Annotated in this window: 15 protein-coding genes; 5 read left to right on the top strand and 10 right to left on the bottom strand. The window is 34.3% G+C overall.

The genetic code is table 11. The features are described 5' to 3' along the window. Positions 1–307 precede the first annotated feature (307 nt). The 7 genes from HZF24_RS01190 to HZF24_RS01160 all read right to left on the bottom strand — a co-directional run bounded on the left by HZF24_RS01190 (position 308) and on the right by HZF24_RS01160 (position 8839). On the bottom strand, positions 308–841 hold the full coding sequence (locus HZF24_RS01190; protein ID WP_179236429.1) for an ECF transporter S component: 534 nt from the start codon (positions 839–841) through the stop codon (positions 308–310). A 72-nt stretch (positions 842–913) separates the two neighbouring features. Then, a complete protein-coding gene (locus HZF24_RS01185) occupies positions 914–1330 on the bottom strand; it encodes a DUF3842 family protein (RefSeq protein WP_179236428.1) in 417 nt (138 codons plus the stop codon). Between the two features lie 2 nt (positions 1331–1332). After that, positions 1333–1761: a DUF1893 domain-containing protein gene (locus HZF24_RS01180; RefSeq protein WP_179236427.1), complete on the bottom strand. Its 429-nt coding sequence runs from the start codon at positions 1759–1761 to the stop codon at positions 1333–1335. A 118-nt stretch (positions 1762–1879) separates the two neighbouring features. After that, positions 1880–3628: a vWA domain-containing protein gene (locus HZF24_RS01175; RefSeq protein ID WP_179236426.1), complete on the bottom strand. Its 1749-nt coding sequence runs from the start codon at positions 3626–3628 to the stop codon at positions 1880–1882. Beyond that, entirely contained in the window at positions 3628–4542 is a 915-nt protein-coding gene (locus tag HZF24_RS01170) for an AAA family ATPase (RefSeq protein WP_179236425.1), read from the bottom strand. Before HZF24_RS01170 ends, HZF24_RS01175 begins: the two co-directional genes overlap by 1 nt. A 195-nt stretch (positions 4543–4737) precedes the next feature. Further along, entirely contained in the window at positions 4738–4875 is a 138-nt protein-coding gene (locus HZF24_RS01165; RefSeq protein ID WP_179236424.1) for a hypothetical protein, read from the bottom strand. 169 nt (positions 4876–5044) lie between these two features. Then, a complete protein-coding gene (locus HZF24_RS01160; protein ID WP_179236423.1) occupies positions 5045–8839 on the bottom strand; it encodes an Ig-like domain-containing protein in 3795 nt (1264 codons plus the stop codon). Positions 8840–9152: 313 nt separating this feature from the next. Between HZF24_RS01160 and HZF24_RS01155 the strand changes: the two genes are divergently transcribed. From HZF24_RS01155 to HZF24_RS01140, 4 genes are all read left to right on the top strand, one after another. Next, positions 9153–9485, top strand: a complete 333-nt coding sequence (locus HZF24_RS01155; RefSeq protein ID WP_179236422.1) for a helix-turn-helix domain-containing protein — start codon at positions 9153–9155, stop codon at positions 9483–9485. 384 nt (positions 9486–9869) lie between these two features. Next, positions 9870–11414 (top strand): DUF5050 domain-containing protein, encoded by a 1545-nt coding sequence (locus tag HZF24_RS01150; protein WP_179236421.1) that lies wholly within the window; start codon positions 9870–9872, stop codon positions 11412–11414. A 212-nt stretch (positions 11415–11626) separates the two neighbouring features. Further along, positions 11627–12151: a sigma-70 family RNA polymerase sigma factor gene (locus tag HZF24_RS01145; RefSeq protein WP_179236420.1), complete on the top strand. Its 525-nt coding sequence runs from the start codon at positions 11627–11629 to the stop codon at positions 12149–12151. After that, positions 12144–13592, top strand: a complete 1449-nt coding sequence (locus HZF24_RS01140) for a DUF4179 domain-containing protein (RefSeq protein WP_179236419.1) — start codon at positions 12144–12146, stop codon at positions 13590–13592. The genes HZF24_RS01145 and HZF24_RS01140 overlap by 8 nt, the downstream gene beginning before the upstream one ends. 274 nt (positions 13593–13866) lie before the next feature. Here the strand turns inward: HZF24_RS01140 and HZF24_RS01135 are convergent, their stop codons facing one another. The 3 genes from HZF24_RS01135 to radA all read right to left on the bottom strand — a co-directional run bounded on the left by HZF24_RS01135 (position 13867) and on the right by radA (position 17042). Further along, a complete protein-coding gene (locus HZF24_RS01135) occupies positions 13867–14280 on the bottom strand; it encodes an RpnC/YadD family protein (protein WP_179236418.1) in 414 nt (137 codons plus the stop codon). Between the two features lie 96 nt (positions 14281–14376). Further along, entirely contained in the window at positions 14377–15606 is a 1230-nt protein-coding gene (locus HZF24_RS01130; protein ID WP_179236417.1) for a mechanosensitive ion channel family protein, read from the bottom strand. 77 nt (positions 15607–15683) lie between these two features. Next, positions 15684–17042, bottom strand: a complete 1359-nt coding sequence (radA, locus tag HZF24_RS01125; RefSeq protein ID WP_179236416.1) for a DNA repair protein RadA — start codon at positions 17040–17042, stop codon at positions 15684–15686. Positions 17043–17290: 248 nt separating this feature from the next. Here radA and HZF24_RS01120 point away from each other — a divergent pair, with 248 nt between their 5' ends. After that, positions 17291–17827 carry a helix-turn-helix domain-containing protein gene (locus HZF24_RS01120; protein ID WP_179236415.1) on the top strand — a complete coding sequence of 179 codons (537 nt, stop codon included), beginning with the start codon at positions 17291–17293 and terminating at the stop codon, positions 17825–17827. The last annotated feature ends 8 nt before the right edge of the window (positions 17828–17835 follow it).

Raw genomic sequence — 17835 nt, 5'->3', positions numbered from 1 at the left:
TTTCAACTGCATTAAAGAATGCTTCATAAACAGATGGTGCACAAGTTTCTTTTATACTATTATAAACAGGAGCTGCAATTTCTTTCATTTGTGTCAGAGTTTCTTCCGGTACATCTACAATTACTTTATTATTTTATCATTCCCTAAACATAGTATAATTGAATATAATTTCAGCATCTTTACTTATTCGCAAATATATCATTGTACACCAATAATACTAATTGTATACAATTTTGTCAAGGCGTTTTATTAAAAAATGCCTATAAAGAACAAGGTTCTCTATAGGCGCGTTAATTTATTTTTTTAGTTAAGCATTTGCTGATGTTTTTTTCAAATATGCTTTTAATGCATATATTAAAGATGGGATAAAGATAAGTTGGATAATAATACCCGGAATACCTGTAATTATTGCACCTTTTACAAACATTACAGGATTCATTTTAACTGCAAACAACTGTACTAATGCAGCAACTGTCAATCCTGCCATTATACGTCCTGATATCATAGCAATAATTAGCGACGGAATAATTGATAACTTAAATTTTCTTGTAGCTATAGCAATTACTAATCCGTAAGTCCCTAATTCGAATGCCATTATTATAGACATCGGAAACATTACAGGCATTCCTGTCAGAAGCCCGCTGATAACTGGTGTCATAACTCCTAACAGCAATGCTAATTGCGGTGACAACAAAAATCCACCGATTAATACAGGAATATGCATGGGCAAAGCTATTGGACCTGTCAAACTAAATATATGAAATACCATTGGCAATAATATACCCGTGGCTAATAATAAACCGCTTAAAATTATTTCTCTTGTTGTTATTTTATTTTTCATTATTTATTATTCCTCCTGATTTTGATAAAAATAAATAACCATAAAGCTTTTGTTTTAAGTAAACCTTCATGGTTATTGTTCATCTAATATTCTTTTAATTGTATTGGTAAGTTCATTAAATATTATTTTAAATTGCAGCTGTTCAAGTCCTATTACTTCAATATTGCATTTGCTTACCGGGAGTAACAGCTTCCTTGCATGACTGCTTGCAATTGCTTCTGACATTTTGGGGCTAATCTCTCCCATCATGGAATTTGCTGCAATAATTGCTAATGGTCCAATTATTATATCTACCTTTTTGCTCATCCATACAATTGCATTTTCTCCGGTGGCTCCTTCATGGGCTCCGGATTTTAACATATTGGAAGTAGCTTGTGAATTCGTTCCAAGCGCAACAATTTCTATATTATTGTTATTCAAAGACTTCAGTCTTTCAATTGCTTGACATCCGATTCCTCCGCCCATTCCATCTACTACAGCTATTTTCATATTCAATTTCCTTTTTTTATACTTTCTAAAAAGCTTTTTATCATATGTATCAAGTCATTAATGTTATGAGCCTTTAATGATAGTGTTTCAACAGGGCACATCCCCGTTTTGTCACGGTTTTTTATATATGGAGTACATTCATCATACTCAAATTTTATATTTGATTCCTTTAATACATTTATAGCATTATCAGATATAAGTTTAGTCTTTAATTCTTTTATACCTGCATGTATGCAAAGCATGGCAGCTGCTCTTCCTGTAACTCTGTCTGCTACACTTGATCCGTTTAGTTCTACAAGCTCTTCATAAGCTGTATATAAGGGCTTAATCCCTTTTTCATAACTTTTAAAAATTAATTTACCATCCTTGACTATTGCCAATGTAAGTTTTTCCTTCTCTAAAAGTTCCATAGCCAAGTCACAATCTCTCATTTAATCACACCTTTCAAAAATATTTAATAAAACACATTGATTAGTTTATCTTGACTAAATATATTTGTCAATCAATAATTCGATAAAGTATTTACAATGTTCTGGTGAAATATTTATATTATAAATTCTTAAGCTGATTTTGCAACAGCAATCCCACCATATCCGCAAATCTGTTTAACGAGTTAATTCTGACAAAATTATGACCGTAAATTTTTTTTGCGGAAAGCAAATCATCATCATCACCGGTGAAAACACAAAGAACAGTATTTCCTTTGAATATGCCCTTTTTAACCTCCATTGCGGTATCGCTTACACCCTTAACACCTGAATATTCAATATGGGACGGGATTATTCCTGTTCCCGGATTAGCTTCAATGTCATTTGGCTTGCAGTCCGAAAGAACTATGAGTATTTTATGTTCACTTTGATTGTTTTCCATCATATGAAGAGCCGTCCTTACAGCTAATCCGTCACGATTACACCCGGAGGTTCTGTAATTAAATATTTTATCATTCCTGTCATTTTCTTCATAATCACGAAGTAAATTTATAACCGTATAGGTTCTTAAGCTGCTGAAGGAATACACCTTCACCGGTATTTGACAGCGGGTTAAGCTTTCAGCAATAATAAATCCCTGTGATGCAATTATCTCCTGTCTCTCACCTTGAGAAGCAGATGCGTCAAGCAGAATATCCACAGATATATTTCCTAAGTCATTTTTCAGCTCTCTGGAAAAAATATTGTTGTCATTTACATAAATATTTCTCCAGATTTTATTTGGAACCAGTTTGCCTTCCTTCGATTTTAAAACAGATTGCTCAAAATTCATCATCATCGTATTTCTGATTTTATTTGTTAATTTTATTATACTTTGCAGATTTCTTGCATAATTATCGTGATAAAAGGTAATATTTGCTTCTCTTTTCTCCAAAGCAACTCTTTTTATATATTCGGTATCTGCATCAACTATCGCAGAATCATACTCTCCGCGTGTAAAGTGAAGGTGATTATTTTTATGATTACCTGTACATAAGGCTTTTTCAAAGGCAATGGTTTTGTGCTCGGGTAAGGCTGAACTCCCATAATATTTTTCTATATATCTTCTGTCCGTATCGACCTTTCTGTTGTTCAGATTATATAACTTTATTTTAATATCCTTTTTGTCTTCATCCTGCTCGAAATAGACGTATCTAGTCGTTTCAGCCGATTCGATCTCCATATCTTTCATTAATGGGTTGCCGTCGTCTGATTTTTCTGTCATCTTTTCGTAATGGTTAAGTATATTCTTAGCTTCATCTTTACTTTCCACATGTTTTTTAAATGATTTTTCATATTGACCGTAATTGAATCTAAAATAATTTTCTAATATTTCCTTCATCTTGGATATAATTTCGTCAGTATCCATATATGCATCAAATTCAAGCTCACCCAGTATCCTTAAAAGCCTGTCCTCTGTTTTTGGTATCTCTCCAATAACTTTTTGGTAATGCGCTTTTTTAATTTCTTTTAAAATCGCATCTGTAATATCCGGTACTTCCCTCAACAAGACTTTTCTCGCATAGTTTTCTCTCAAATTTAATAAAGCCGGTCGTTCAATTTTCCCTTTTTCAAATGTAGAATTTTCTAATCCAAGCCAAAAAAGCTCCTCATAAAATTCATAATCTGAATCAATTCTCAAGTGTTTAAAGAATTCCCGGAGCTTATAATAATCATAATATTTTCTTACTGCTCCAATAATATAATTTGAATATATATCAGCTTTACCTTCTTCGTTAAATACCTTGTAGTCCGGTTCAAAGGAATAATCCTCGGAAGCATTCCAAATTATATTATGGGCTCTCTTTTTCTCATTGATTTGATGTGCCATTAGTAAGTAAAAATTTCTCCTCTGTCTATATTATCAGGTATTCTCAGCTTTATAACATCCTCAACTAATTTGCGCTCAAATTCATCAAAGGATTTGTTTACTATACCCATCTGTAAAGCTCTGACGGGCTCAAGTCCCTTTTCCATCAAATGTATGGAAGACAACAGTCCCCTTAAATCAACTGATTTAGTTGATATTTCCGAATTATCGCTTTTCAGCTTCAGCTCCTGGAAAAATTCCGTGAACTGTTCAAGATATTTTTCATTAAGTCCAGGAAATTCCTTAGTCAAAATTTTCATTAAATTTTCAGATGTAACATTTGGCATGGCAATAACCATAAACCTTGATGTCAGAGCCTCATTCAATTCTCTGGTGCCGGCATAGCCGTAATTCATTGTTGCAATAAATCTTACCGCATCATTTAATCTGATTTTATCATATCCCGGCACATCAATAATTCTTCTGTAATCAAGTGTTGCATGAAGCACTGCCACCGAATCATTTTTAGCCATATTTATTTCATCCAATATACCAAATCCACCGTATTTAGCACATTCATAAATCGGACCGTTTCTGAATACAACCTGTCCGTTTTCAAAGGTATCCGTACCTATTAAGGAGGTTGAATCGGTATTTATATGAAATGATATATCCCAGCTTGGTCTGCCGAAAACACAGGCAAGATTTTCTGCAAGGACATTTTTTCCGGTTGCCTTAGAACCTACAAGCAGCAAATTTTCTCCGCAAAGTATAGCAGTTATTGCCTGCTCCCATATTTCTTTTCCGTAGTAATTATATTTTGGTTTTGGAATCCTGTAATCGTAACCCGGATTAACCTCGTATTGTTTTCTGAAATCTTCAATTTCCTTAATCAGCTTCTCGCTGATTCCTTCTTGCCTTAAAAAATTTAGCATTTCGTCACCTTTCGATCAGTAAAAATTGATAGCATCTTTATTTAATATATATTAACAGAGAAAACACTCCAAATCAACATGTTTAAATTAAAGATATAATGGATGATATAATTGCTGCAGATGCATTTGATATAAAAGGCGACCTGAGAGAAAAAGCGCCGGTTTTAGATCTATTCTCCAAAACCGGCTCATGTTTTACTTGTTTTGACCGTTGATTCTATCAAGCAGTTTTTTTATTTCTTCTTTTGAAAGTTTTGTTACCTCGCTGACTAACTCTATGTCTAAGCCTCTTTTGAGCATTTCCATAGCTGTCTCGATTCTATTTTTTGTCACACCTTCTCTTAATAAGTTTTTGCCGGCTATAAAGAAAAGTCCTCGCGAGAAAGCTTTATTACTTGACTTCCCACGAGGACTTTGTTTTAATGCTCATAATAGGATGTCTATTAATAAATTAAAGGTCTGGCGCATACTCGTATTATTAAATTACCTCTACTACAACTTACTATTCTACAGTGAATGTAATGATATCCACACTTTCAAGTAATGGCAACTCTTCTGTATCAGAATATTTTACCCATTGATTTCCTTCTTCATTCAATTTATATGCTGATTCATATGCTTCTAATACCATCTTATAGTTTCCTGCTACTTTTTCAGTTGTTTTCAAGTTAGCTTCTACTGTAAGATTAATCGACCCTGCAGGTAGCCATAAACCGAATACATCATCATCAGAAGTTTTCACATCATAGATAAGAGCCCCTTTAACAGTTGAATTCTTTATGCTTGCATCACTGAACAATTTTGTCCCGCTATGTGTACCAAGTCCAAAATCAGCGCCTAATCTCCCCGTGCCAGTTCCATGATCTCCAAACTTCAAGCCAGCGCCTAATCCACTGCTTATTGTAAGACCGTCATATACTGTATTGAAAAATACTGCCTCTTCACTTTCTCCATCAACTTTGTAAAGTCTTAAAAGCATATAGGTTCCATTTTTAGTATACATATCACTTGTATACTTAGTTTCTGATGTTCCAAATGTTCTTGTCGATGAAAATTCAATTGTTGCTTTTTCTGCAGTAGCTTTTTCTCTATCTACAGAAATTGAAATACCTGTGTCCACCGCAACTTCTGCATCTCTTTGCGCTTGAGTTTGGAATACTGCCTTTATTGGTGCATCATAATTGACCATACCAGACGATAATGAAGAGAATTTTAGTTTAAATTGTTCTTCTCCTTCTATTGCCTCAATATAATTACCATGAATATCTTTAAAGTTACCCTCTTCAAGTTCTATATCCATTCTATAGATGCCATCGTCATTGCCTGACCAGATATCAGTTCCACCAGTTGTAGAAGTGTCTAAAGCCTTAAACAAGTCTCGTTTAATCACATCGTCGTTAACAATTACTTCTACACTTCTATCTGTAAGATTGATTGTTATGTTATCTGCATTCACAACCTCAGTTAAATCAACTGGTGCATTGAATAGCTGGTCTAAGAATGCTATTTTATCTTCTGATGTCTCAACATTTATTAAATCTAATGCCACTCCATCAACAAATACTGATTTATTAAATATGCCTTTTAGTGTGTTGCTACTTCCAGTAACTTCATCAATAGCTACTGTTAGTGCTTCTGGAGCTACTACGCCATCTCCTTCAGCATCTCTTTGGTCTTGGGTTTGGAATACTGCTTTTACTGGAACTGAATAATCAGCTATACCATTAGCAGATGGTACAAAGAACTTAATCTTGAAAGCTTCTGGTACTTCTACCACTGTTTGATTATCAGCATCTATAAAATTGTCTTTGTTTAGTTCTATATCCATTCTCCAAATACCGTTGCCATCTCCGTCAAGAGTTTTAAATAATTCTTCGCTTATTGCACCATCTTTAATTGTTACACTTACACTGGTATCGGTTAAGACTATTTCTACCTTGTCAGCATCCATGTAAGTTGATAAATCAGTTGGTGCATTAAATAGCTTATCTATAAATGCTATTTTTCCTGTATCGTTAGATACATTTACTGAGCCTAATGCTACTCCATCAACAAATACTGGCTTATTGAATGTTCCGCTTAATGTATTGCTATCACCAGTAATTTCGTCAATAGTTGCTGTTAGTTCTTCTGGGTCTTGCGGCTCTTCTACTACCACAGCAATAACAACACTATACATCTTATTACCATCCTCTGTAGTTACAGTAATAGTAGCTTCACCTTCAGTAACTGCTGTTACTAATCCATTTGCACTCACTGTTGCTATAGTATCATCACTTGATTCCCAGGTTACATCTTGATTTGTAGCGTCTTCAGGTTCAATCTTGATTGTTAATTGAAGCTTTTCTCCAACTTCTAATTCCTGGTCAGCCTCATTTATAGTAATACCACTAACTGGTATATCCGGCGTTTCTGGTTCTTTAGATTCTTTTACTTCAATTACAACTGAATCTGTCTTTCTTCCTTCTTTTGTAGTAACCGTGATAATGGCTGAACCTGTTGATACACCAGTTACTAAGCCCTTAGCATCTACAGCTGCTATCTTATCATCACTTGATTCCCAAGCAACATCCTTGTATGTGGCGTCTTTCGGAGAAATAACTGCTTCTAATTGCACTTTTCCACCTATTCCCGTTGAAGTTGTTGTTGCTGAAATCTCAACCTCATTAACCGGAATTATTACTTCCACATCAAAATCAAATGCTTTATTATTATATCCGGATTTTGAAGCTGTAACTGTAATAATTGTTTCTCCTACAGCTTTACCTGTCATCTTTCCTGTTGTTTCATCTATTGAAACAATACTTGTATCATCAGATTTGAATTTTAATGTTATACCCTGCTCCTTAAGCATAGATATAATTTCATCGAGATCTTGTCTTCCTTCTTTATCATTATATATTGTCTGATTGTTGAGGCTGATTGTCTGAATATATGGATAAAAATCTGTTTCATTTGCGTGTACTAAACTGTCACTTAGTGTTATTTCTATATTTAGAACTTGCTGTGATGGACCGCTTGGACCACTTGAACCACCGCCGCCGGATGACGGAGTCTTAATCTCAGGTGCCTTTACACCGGGAGCTACGTCTGTATTTTCAGGCTTCTTTTCGAATGTAACTTCACTGGCATTTATTTCTGCAGTTATTATCGTTCCTACTCCTGTAAATGATACCTTCGCATTCACTGTTATCAATAAAGCCTTTGCACTGTTCCCAAGGTTTATTGACGCACCTTCAGCATCTTTAGCAATAACTATTTCTTCTATTTCACCTGATTTAATGTTAATTTTAACCTTAGCATTTATTGATAATTCACCCAAATCAGCATTTACGGTTATTGTCTGATTTTCATTTGCGTCCTCATCTACTACCACCTGTTCAAAACCTTTTCCTGTCAATTCGTCCTGTTCTAATGTCACTCCTGATAAAACAGAGGTATAGTAAACCTCGGTACTACCTGTTGCTAATATTCTTACCTTCCCGTCTTTCTTGTTTGTTACCAATACATTTATTGTTGAATTTTCAATAATTATTGAGTTTTCTCCTCCGCCTTCAACAAGCAGTTCACCTGTTACGGTTACATTTTTAAGCGTAACTTCACCATTTCCAACCTTATTTGTTATATGGATATTGTTGTAGGTTTTATTTTCTACAACTGTTCCTGCTTTATCAATTATTAAATCTGCTGATTCCGTACTTTCCACAATTCGGTCTAACATTGATATAGCTTCTGCCCTCTTTATTGGATTTTGCGGTCTGAATGTATTGTCCGCATCATATCCCTTGATTATCTGGGCATTTGCTGAAGCCCCCACATATTCAAGAGCCCAGCCTGATATCTCATTTTTATCGGTAAATATATCAGCTCCGGCACTTTTGCCTTGAAGCTCCATTATTTTTGAAATTATCACAGCTGCCTGCTCTCTTGTTAATTTTTCATCAGGAGCAAATTTTGTTTCCGACAATCCCGATATATATCCAGCTTTGACTGATTTTTGAACCTCTTTATAATACCAATCTTCTAAGTTTACATCTGTAAAGCTGATATCTGATATTTCGCTATAACTGAACAGCTTATTCACCATCGTTATAAATTCAGCCCTTGTCACTGAACCTTCCGGCTTAAACGAGCCGTCAGGATACCCTGATACATATCCCTTATTCAGCCATGTATTAATTGTTTCCTCCGCCCAATGTCCTGCATAATCTTTAGTTATCGCAAAAGCATTTACAGGCATCGCTATTGAAAATATCATTGCGAATATTAACAATAACGATAATGATTTTCTTATCATTGTCTTACCTCCATAGTATTGTATTCTCTTTACATAAATCCTTTATATTTGATAATAACATCGGAGTTGATATTATTTAAACAATACCCAAATGTTATTTATCATACATTTGTTTTCTACTTCTATTTCAAATAATGAAAGAGCGATTTTTTCAATACCATTATTCATTTTTAACCATAATTCGTCTTCATTTACAACATTAGGTTGTATTAATTTTATACTACAATAAGTTGTATGTCAAGTTGTTGTTAAAACATTATTTTGTTATGAAAAATAATACTATTTAACTATAATGTAACAAGGGGGTGTTTTTTTGAACAGGATTAAAGAATTAAGATTAGAAAAAAATATTTCACAAAATGATTTGGCAAAGCTTCTAAATACATCCCAACAATCAATAAGCTTTTATGAGACGGGAAAAAGAGATCCTGACACAAAAACATTAGATATTTTGTCAGGTTATTTTAATGTGTCAATTGACTATCTTTTATGTAAAAGTAATATACGAAATCCTGAGAAATTATTAAATGATTATAACTCACTTAGTGAGGAAAGTAAAAAACAACTTGAAAAATATATTGAGCTTTTGAAAATTAAGGATGCAAACGATAGGAATAAAGATAAAATGTCGTTGACATCAGAGTAGGACAATTAAAACTGTTGAGAAAAGGTTTATTGCAGAATCTCAACAGTAAAAAAATTTAGTAATTTTATTTACTTAAATGATCAATTATATCGGATTGTGCAGCGTCATCAGTAGTCTAAACAACATCATTAACAAAACATACACTTCTAAAAAAATCTGTATTGTCAGGTTTCTTCCGTTTAGATATCCGTATTTTCAACCCTTTAATTATATACATGCAATTCGTTTTTTCTTCGATATACCTTTTGGAATCATGGGAAGCGATATGCCTAATCTTGCTCTAATACCAAATCTATTATAAAATGTAACAAAAAATATAAAATACTGAAACAATCCATGCAATAAAAACGTCTAATTATTTATATAAAAACGGAGGTTGTGAGTATGAAAAACAAGGTGAGAATATTATTTATAGTTTTAATATTATCAGTACTTTTATCGATTAATGCTTTTGGCGCTGAATCTGTAAATGTAACACTGCCTGAATTTGACGTCAGAATAAATGGCATTGAAATTGACAACAAGAACAAGGAATATCCTTTAATAGTTTACAAGAACATTACATATTTCCCCATGACGTATCACGACAGCAGATTTTTAGGTCTTGAGACGAAGTGGGATAATATCAGTGGTCTAAAAATTAACAGAAGTAGTGAAATTGGCACCTATATGGATACATATTCTGCAGTCAACAAAGAAAAATATACCGCTTCTATTCCAAGCTTTAAGGTTGAGGTCAACGGCAAGGTTATAGACAACAGCAAGGAGCAGTATCCGCTGTTATTGTTCAGAAACGTCACTTATTTCCCTTTAACATGGAGATTTGCAGTTGACGAATTTGAATGGAATTACAATTTTTCAAAAAGTGACGGTCTTGAAATAAGCAATACCTACACCCGAAAAGTAAATATTAAAGAGGTAAAATTGCCTGTGGTCGAAAGAGACAGCTTTTACGACAGTGCTTTTACCGTTTCCGGAGACTATTTCTATTATGAAGGTGAAAAAGGAGTTATTTATCAATCACCCACCAGCAATCCTTCTCAAAGAAAAGCTGTATATGAATTGCCGTTATGGACCTATGGTGACGGTGAAACTTATGTAATGGCAAATCTTACAACAATCGATGAAAAAGTAAGGCTGTCATATCATCAAGGCGGCGCTTCTATGGGTACTGATTATGAAATAATTATTAACGAGGACGGTACAAATGAAATTTTCGATCAGGGCTATTCTCACAAAATAGATATGGGCTACGCTGCCGTTCGGATTGACCAATGGGCTCCTCCCTTCCCTAACAATTTAGCGATAAAACTCAGCGGTGAGGAGGCGTACCGACCAATAGGCGACCCTAAGTATCATTACGGAACCTTCAAGTACAGTTCAGGGGCCATAAGTCCCAATGAATACCTCGTATTGACAGGCGATACCATATATATTATGGCATATGAGTTTGAAAATAAAAATTCAACAAGTGGAATATATAAAGTCAATATTAATACAGGTGAAACTGTCAGATTATGTGAAGAATCAGCAAAGAAGTTTATATATAACTATGACATTATTTATTTTATGGATATAGATGGCTATTTATATCAATCTAATACCCATGTTGAGGGAAGTGCTGCAGAAAGACTGACTGATTTTAAGGTCAGTGACTTTACGGTTCTTAATAACATAGTTTATTATACTACAGAAGAATCAAAAGGTCTTGAGCTGTTTAAATTAGGAGAGAACGACTCCTTAAATCCCGGCGGACAAGTAAAACGCATCATCAACAATCACGGATATCTTTGCATTATTTTTGATAAAGACAGTACTTCAATTTATAAAATGATGGTCTTTGACGAAGACGGAAACAATGTTTTCAAAACTGATAAAAATATTAAGCATGTGAGCATCAATGAAGAAAGATTTTTTTATATAAGATAAATTAAAAATCTTTCCTTCCTTAAATTTGAAGGTAAAAAGCATTTAGAACATAAAATCTAAATGCTTTTTTTATATAATGAAACTTTTTTGTTCCTGAATGAGTCTTACATTTGAAAACAATACATGCATGTAAAAAGAATTGACTCTGTATTTGTTTTAAACTACACTAGCGGTGGACTTTAATTGAAATCAATGTTAATAAGAGGTTTTAAATGGCAAATGAATATAATGATAAAGAACAGCAAGTAATAAGCAAAGAAGAATTCTGCAGGCTTATTAAAGAGTATCAAACAAGCCTGTATCGCCTTGCAAAAAGTATTCTTCTGAACGAGCATGATACTGAGGATGCTGTATGTTCAGCTATATACAAGGCTTACATAAGCAGAAACACAATAAGAAAAATAAATAGTTTTAAAAGCTGGATACTTAAAATAGTATCTAATGAAGCTTATACAATACTCAGAAACAAAAAGAATGTTGTTTATGTGGATACGGTTTCGGAAAGCACTTCCGACACCTACGAGTCCGAAGTGCCTTATGATGTTTGGGATGCCGTGGAAAAATTAGACGAAAAATACAGAGCTATTATAGTTCTATTTTATTATGATGATTTTAGCATTAAACACATAAGCGAAATATTAAGCATACCGCAGAACACCGTAAAAACCAGACTTTTAAGAGCGCGACAGAAATTAAAAACAGAATTATTAAATCAGGAGGGTTATATAAATGAATAAAGATTTTGATGAAATAGTGAAATCTATGATAAATAAAGAGCCTGATTTTATACCAGTAGCATGTATAGAAAAAATAGATAAAATACTTGAAGAATTACCCGAAAATGACACAGGACTCCATATAAATAAGTCCGGCAAGCCTAAGAATAAAGTCTTTTTGATTGCAGCCATAATAACAGTGCTGCTTATGGCAACTGCTATTGCCTCTACTAGTATGTTTAAAATAACTAAAAATGTTATAGATGAATTTTCAGGTATCAATAACCCAAATCTTGAATCAAAGAAAAAAGAAATAGAAAAAAACAATACCTATATAGAGTATTCAAAAGAAATTGACGGAGTTAAACTGACCATCAACAACATAGCTATGGATGATAATTTTATTGTTGTAACTTCAATTGTAGAAACACAAACTCCGATAAATGACATTATTGATGATACAACTTTTTTCAAAGACTTTTTAAAAATGTCCGGAATAAAATACTACGAACATTTTTATAATTATCTATCTCCTGATTTTTTATTTGAAGTTAACGGAGAAGATATTAGTTTTGAATTGTCAGACTCTTCAAGCTATTTAAAGGATGAGTACACTCTGGTAAGTATAAAGAAATATATTATATCCGAGGAAACCCCTGATATCTTTAATTTGCATACCTATTGCGTTCAGGCAGTTGCTTTTGTTAACGGAGACTGGTCCTTTGACATTCTCATAGACAAAAGTGAAGCTAATTTAAAAAGCAAGACAGTATATCCCGATGTAACAAGGAACGTCACATCTTCAGATTATGGCAGAAAAACAGAGCATGAGATAACAATTGACATGGTTTCAATGTCTCCCCTAGGAGGCAAAATAGTAATCAGTCAGGAGGGTCATGATATATTCAGGGATTTTGTATTAAAAGACAATCTCGGTAATTACCATTTTGTATTTAACGAATCAGTTTCCAGTAAAATTGACGGAAGCAGGGTTTCAAATATTTTTGAATTTGTTGTGGACAGCTCCGAAATTGAAAGTATAAACGATCTGGAGCTGATTCCGATATTATTAAACAGTGATTATAAAGAAAAATCAGTTATGCTTTCAGAAAATATAGAAAATACAGATATAAAAATCAGCAGCGTCGGAGGATACATGGTTGAAAGCATTGAGTTTGGAAGTGAAAGGGCGAAAATTATTTTAAAGCCCTACGGAGCAGTGCTGCAATACAGGAGCATTATCAATGGTGCCTTTGGCTTCTTGGATAAAGAAGGCTCAAAGTTAAACATTGGCGGAGTTGTCCTTCAGGAGTATGATAAAAACAACGGAAATATAATTATATCGCGCTTATTACCAAACGAAGATATTGAAAGGCTGCATAACAATCTTGGCGGATTCTGGTTCGTAGAGATGCCTGAAGTTGAAATAAACGAGGAAGAAAAAATAAAAATTAATTTCTGAAGTATACGGCTTCTGTTCCCGGAATTTGACTTTGAAGAATACAATGATATAATGCAATATCCAATACGAAATGCCCCTTGTTTACGACTTGGAGCAATTCTTGAAGGAATTTAGCTAACTAAGTTGGCTAGCCTTTAAAAAGGATCGTCTGCAAAGGTGCTTTCTTCAAGAACCTTTGGCAGTGTATTATATATAGCATTAACAAAAAAAGGATATAATTAACATATTGATAATTATATCCCGCATTTTATGAAAAACAATCGGCTCGTATTATTTAATTGTTTTGACCGTTGATTTTATCGAACAGTTTTTTTATTTCTTCCTTTGAAAGTTTTGTTACCTCGCTGACTAACTCTATGTCTAAGCCTCTTTTAAGCATTTCTATAGCTGTCTCAATCTTACCTTCCATTTTACCTTTGGTCACACCTTCTCTTACGCCTTCTGCCTTTCCTTCTCTTACGCCTTCGGCCTTGCCTCTTGTATAAATGTATTCTGTCATTTCGGACACCTCCTTGGATAATTTCAAGTCCGCATAATTCTCAGAAAAATAAGTCAGTAAATACATTGTTGCCTCTGTTATTTTTGTATAGTCTTCTTCCGTTATTTCGTCTTTATTCATTAATTCATCCGTTAGTCTTACTATTTCAATTATATCATTTTTTATCCGTTCTGACAATCTTAAATACATTTGGAGCGATTGTCGCAACCCAAAAATGACCGTCCCCTTTGGCGAAAAGTGACCCAAAAAGAACCGTCCCCTCTGGGTTACGTCCCCTCTGGGTTATTATTTTTCAGCCAATTTATTAAAATCAAAGCTTGAAGGATTTTGGAAAATCCTTAAGTCAAAGAATTCAGCCACAGCAAGCAAATGGTCAAATATATCTGACTGTGCCGCCTCATATGTAGTCCAGTTTATATCATTTATAAAAACATACACCTCTAAGGGTAAGCCATTTTCAGTAGGAGCCAATTGTCTGACCATACAAGTCATACCTGTATGCACCTTGGGATGATTGTTTATATAGTTCTGGGCGTAAATTCTGAAAATACCTACATTAGTCAGATTTCTCCCGTTTACTAAAACATCGGTGTTTTCAATTCTTTCATTGTATACTTCCAATTCTTTTTCTTTTTCTTCAATATACCTTTTCAGGAAATTTACCTTTTTATATTTCTCAAGCATTTCCTCCGTACAAAATTTAATACTGGTTAAATCTATATTAATTGCTCTTTTGATACGTCTTCCTCCGGTTTCCTGCATACCTCTCCAGTTTTTAAACGAATCTGAAATCAGCGCATAGGTCGGCAAAGTAACTATAGTCTTATCAAAATTTCTAACCTTTACGGTTGTTAGGGTTATTTCTATAACATCACCGTCTGCCCCGTACTTAGGCATTTCAATCCAATCGTCTATCCTGAGCATATCATTCCATGTCAATTGAATTCCTGCTATAAAGCCGACTATGGAATCCTTAAATATCAGTGTTGTAATTGCAGTCAAGGCACCTATTCCGCTTATTAATGCTACGGGATTTTTGTCAATTAAAATAGAAACTATCATAATTCCGAATATTATATATAGTATAATTTCTATTACCTGAAGCAAGCCTTTTATAGGTCTGTCTCTTGAAATAGGAAATTGTCTGTATATATCATCCGCAGAATTTATCAGACTTTTTGCCGTTATAATTACTATGGATAAAATATAAACGGTTGAAAGCTTGGAAATTAAGGCTGAAATTTCTTCAAAAGCTCCTACACCCGTATACACTGCAATACCGGGAATTATCATTGAAATTTTCTGAAAAACTTTGTTGTTTAACAGAACATCGTCCCATTTATATTTATTGTTTTTGATTCGTTTAGCCAGAAACCTCAATACAATTTTATTAATTATTAAAGTAACAGTCACTGATGTGACAACAATAATAAGTATTACAATAAAATAATATAAATACTTTGCTGTTGATTCATTAAGTCCGTAAATTAATAAAGAGTTGTAAATTCTATCCATACTTGCTACTCACTTCCTTTATGCATAACTATGCCAAAGAGAACCGTCCCCTTTGGGTTGATCCCCTTTGGGTTGACCTAAAATAACAAATCCATCACCTGTCTGATATTATTTACAGGTATTATTTCAATATCCTTTAATTCTTTGGATATGTTCTCGTTTGACTCTGCTATCACAGCTCTTTTAAATCCCATTTTCTGTGCTTCCATCAATCTTTTTTCTATGGAATTAACCCCTCTTATTTCCCCCGTTAATCCTACCTCGCCAATTAAAATTGTTTTAAAGTCCACGGGAATTTCCTTGAAGCTGGATGCAATGGCACATAATACTGCCAAGTCTGCCGCAGGCTCCCTTAACTGAAGCCCTCCTGTAACATTGATAAAAGTATCCGAGCTTTGAATTGCAAGACCCGCCTTTTTCTCTAAAACCGCAATAAGCATCGCCGCCCTGTTTTTATCGATACCTGTTGTAACTCTGTTGGCAAAGCCCGCCGGCGAGTATGTAACAAGAGCCTGTATTTCAATCAGTACAGGTCTTGTACCTTCCATTGCCGCCGTTACCACAGTTCCATATGCATCAACCGGTCTGCCCTTTAAAAATACTTCCGAAGGATTTTCTACTTCTATAAGTCCTTTGTCACGCATTTCAAAAATACCTATTTCGTTGGTTGAGCCAAAACGATTTTTAACCGATCGAAGTATCCTGTAGGAAAAATGCCTCTCTCCCTCGAAATAAAGCACTGTATCAACCATATGCTCCAGCACTCTCGGTCCAGCTATAGCTCCTGACTTGGTTACATGCCCCACAATAAAGGATGCCATGTTTCTTACCTTCGTCATTCGCATTACCATTGCGGTTATCTCTCTGACCTGGCTTACACTTCCCGGAGCCGACACTATATCAGGTGAATAAATGGTTTGTATTGAATCGAGTATCAATAAATCCGGTTCTTCCTTTTCCACATATTCCTTTATTATATCTATGTTTGTTTCTGCTAATATGTAAAGCTCACCGTCTCCTATGTTCAAACGATCGGCACGTATTTTTATTTGCTCTCCCGACTCTTCTCCGGAAATATATAAAACCTTTAAGCTTTGCTTCGAAATGTAATCGGCAACCTGTAAAAGCAGCGTGGATTTTCCTATGCCTGGGTCGCCTCCAACTAATACTAAGGAGCTTTTTACTATCCCTCCGCCTAAAACTCTGTCCATTTCCCTGCTGCCTGTTGAATATCTTTTCTGCTTTGCAGTGCTTATATCCTGTATTTTTTCTATTTTACCCTTGCTGATACCCCTTTGGCTTTTAGCGTCATTTGCTTTTGCCTCTATTTCTTCCACAAATGAGTTCCACTCACCACAGGAAGGACATTTACCCAGCCATTTAGCGGTTTCATAACCGCATTCCTGGCACACGAACTTAGTTTTTATTTTCGCCATAGTTCACCTACTTTTATTGATAATATTAAGTTTATAACATTGAATTGCATAAGTCAATAATTTCAAATAAGTTTAGTATATTTAAACAAAAAATATTATATTAAGCACCCTTGTTAAATAAATTTCACAATTTTAATTGATTTTGATGTTGACATAGTATTTACGAGTGTGTATAATAAAATTCGGTTTAAATGTTTACTAACTTTAAACTTTGGGTTTAATAATATAAACAAAATACAGAGGTACTTATGAATATCGGTGAGAATTTAAAAAGGTTAAGAATTGCCAATTCTTTGACTCAGCAAGAATTAGCGGACAGATGTGAGTTAACGAAGGGATATATATCACAATTGGAAAGAGATCTGACATCACCTTCCATCGCAACGCTTACTGACATATTGGAATGCTTAGGCACCGATTTAGGAAGCTTCTTCAATGAGGCTGTTGACATCAAGATAGTGTTTAAGGAAGAAGATGTGTTTGTAAAGGAATCTGACGACAATTATAAGATAAATTGGATTGTCCCCAATGCACAGAAAAACAAGATGGAGCCCATATTGGTTGAGCTTGGAGCCAACAGCAAAACGAAAGAAGATGAGCCCCACGAGGGTGAGGAATTTGGCTATGTGCTTTCAGGAACCATCATGTTAAATTACGGCAATCAGATTTACAAAGTAAAAAAAGGAGAATCCTTTTATATTAAAGCAAACAAAACTCATTTTATAGAAAATACGAGTAAAAACCCTGCGCGTGTAATATGGGTCTCTACTCCGCCAAATTTTTAAAGAGGAGT

Origin of the sequence: Sedimentibacter hydroxybenzoicus DSM 7310, from assembly GCF_013403245.1 — a bacterium.
GTDB classification, from domain to species: Bacteria; Bacillota; Clostridia; order Tissierellales; family Sedimentibacteraceae; genus Sedimentibacter; species Sedimentibacter hydroxybenzoicus.
The sequence above is the reverse complement of the archived record's forward strand: the minus strand, read 5'-3'. Positions and strand labels throughout refer to the sequence as shown.

Coding starts and splice junctions, on each gene's coding strand:
- HZF24_RS01190 (WP_179236429.1), bottom strand. CDS start 841: ATGAAAAATAAAATAACAACAAGAGAAATAATTTTAAGCGGTTTATTA.
- HZF24_RS01185 (WP_179236428.1), bottom strand. CDS start 1,330: ATGAAAATAGCTGTAGTAGATGGAATGGGCGGAGGAATCGGATGTCAA.
- HZF24_RS01180 (WP_179236427.1), bottom strand. CDS start 1,761: ATGAGAGATTGTGACTTGGCTATGGAACTTTTAGAGAAGGAAAAACTT.
- HZF24_RS01175 (WP_179236426.1), bottom strand. CDS start 3,628: ATGGCACATCAAATCAATGAGAAAAAGAGAGCCCATAATATAATTTGG.
- HZF24_RS01170 (WP_179236425.1), bottom strand. CDS start 4,542: ATGCTAAATTTTTTAAGGCAAGAAGGAATCAGCGAGAAGCTGATTAAG.
- HZF24_RS01160 (WP_179236423.1), bottom strand. CDS start 8,839: ATGATAAGAAAATCATTATCGTTATTGTTAATATTCGCAATGATATTT.
- HZF24_RS01150 (WP_179236421.1), top strand. CDS start 9,870: ATGAAAAACAAGGTGAGAATATTATTTATAGTTTTAATATTATCAGTA.
- HZF24_RS01145 (WP_179236420.1), top strand. CDS start 11,627: ATGGCAAATGAATATAATGATAAAGAACAGCAAGTAATAAGCAAAGAA.
- HZF24_RS01140 (WP_179236419.1), top strand. CDS start 12,144: ATGAATAAAGATTTTGATGAAATAGTGAAATCTATGATAAATAAAGAG.
- HZF24_RS01135 (WP_179236418.1), bottom strand. CDS start 14,280: ATGTATTTAAGATTGTCAGAACGGATAAAAAATGATATAATTGAAATA.
- HZF24_RS01130 (WP_179236417.1), bottom strand. CDS start 15,606: ATGGATAGAATTTACAACTCTTTATTAATTTACGGACTTAATGAATCA.
- radA (WP_179236416.1), bottom strand. CDS start 17,042: ATGGCGAAAATAAAAACTAAGTTCGTGTGCCAGGAATGCGGTTATGAA.
- HZF24_RS01120 (WP_179236415.1), top strand. CDS start 17,291: ATGAATATCGGTGAGAATTTAAAAAGGTTAAGAATTGCCAATTCTTTG.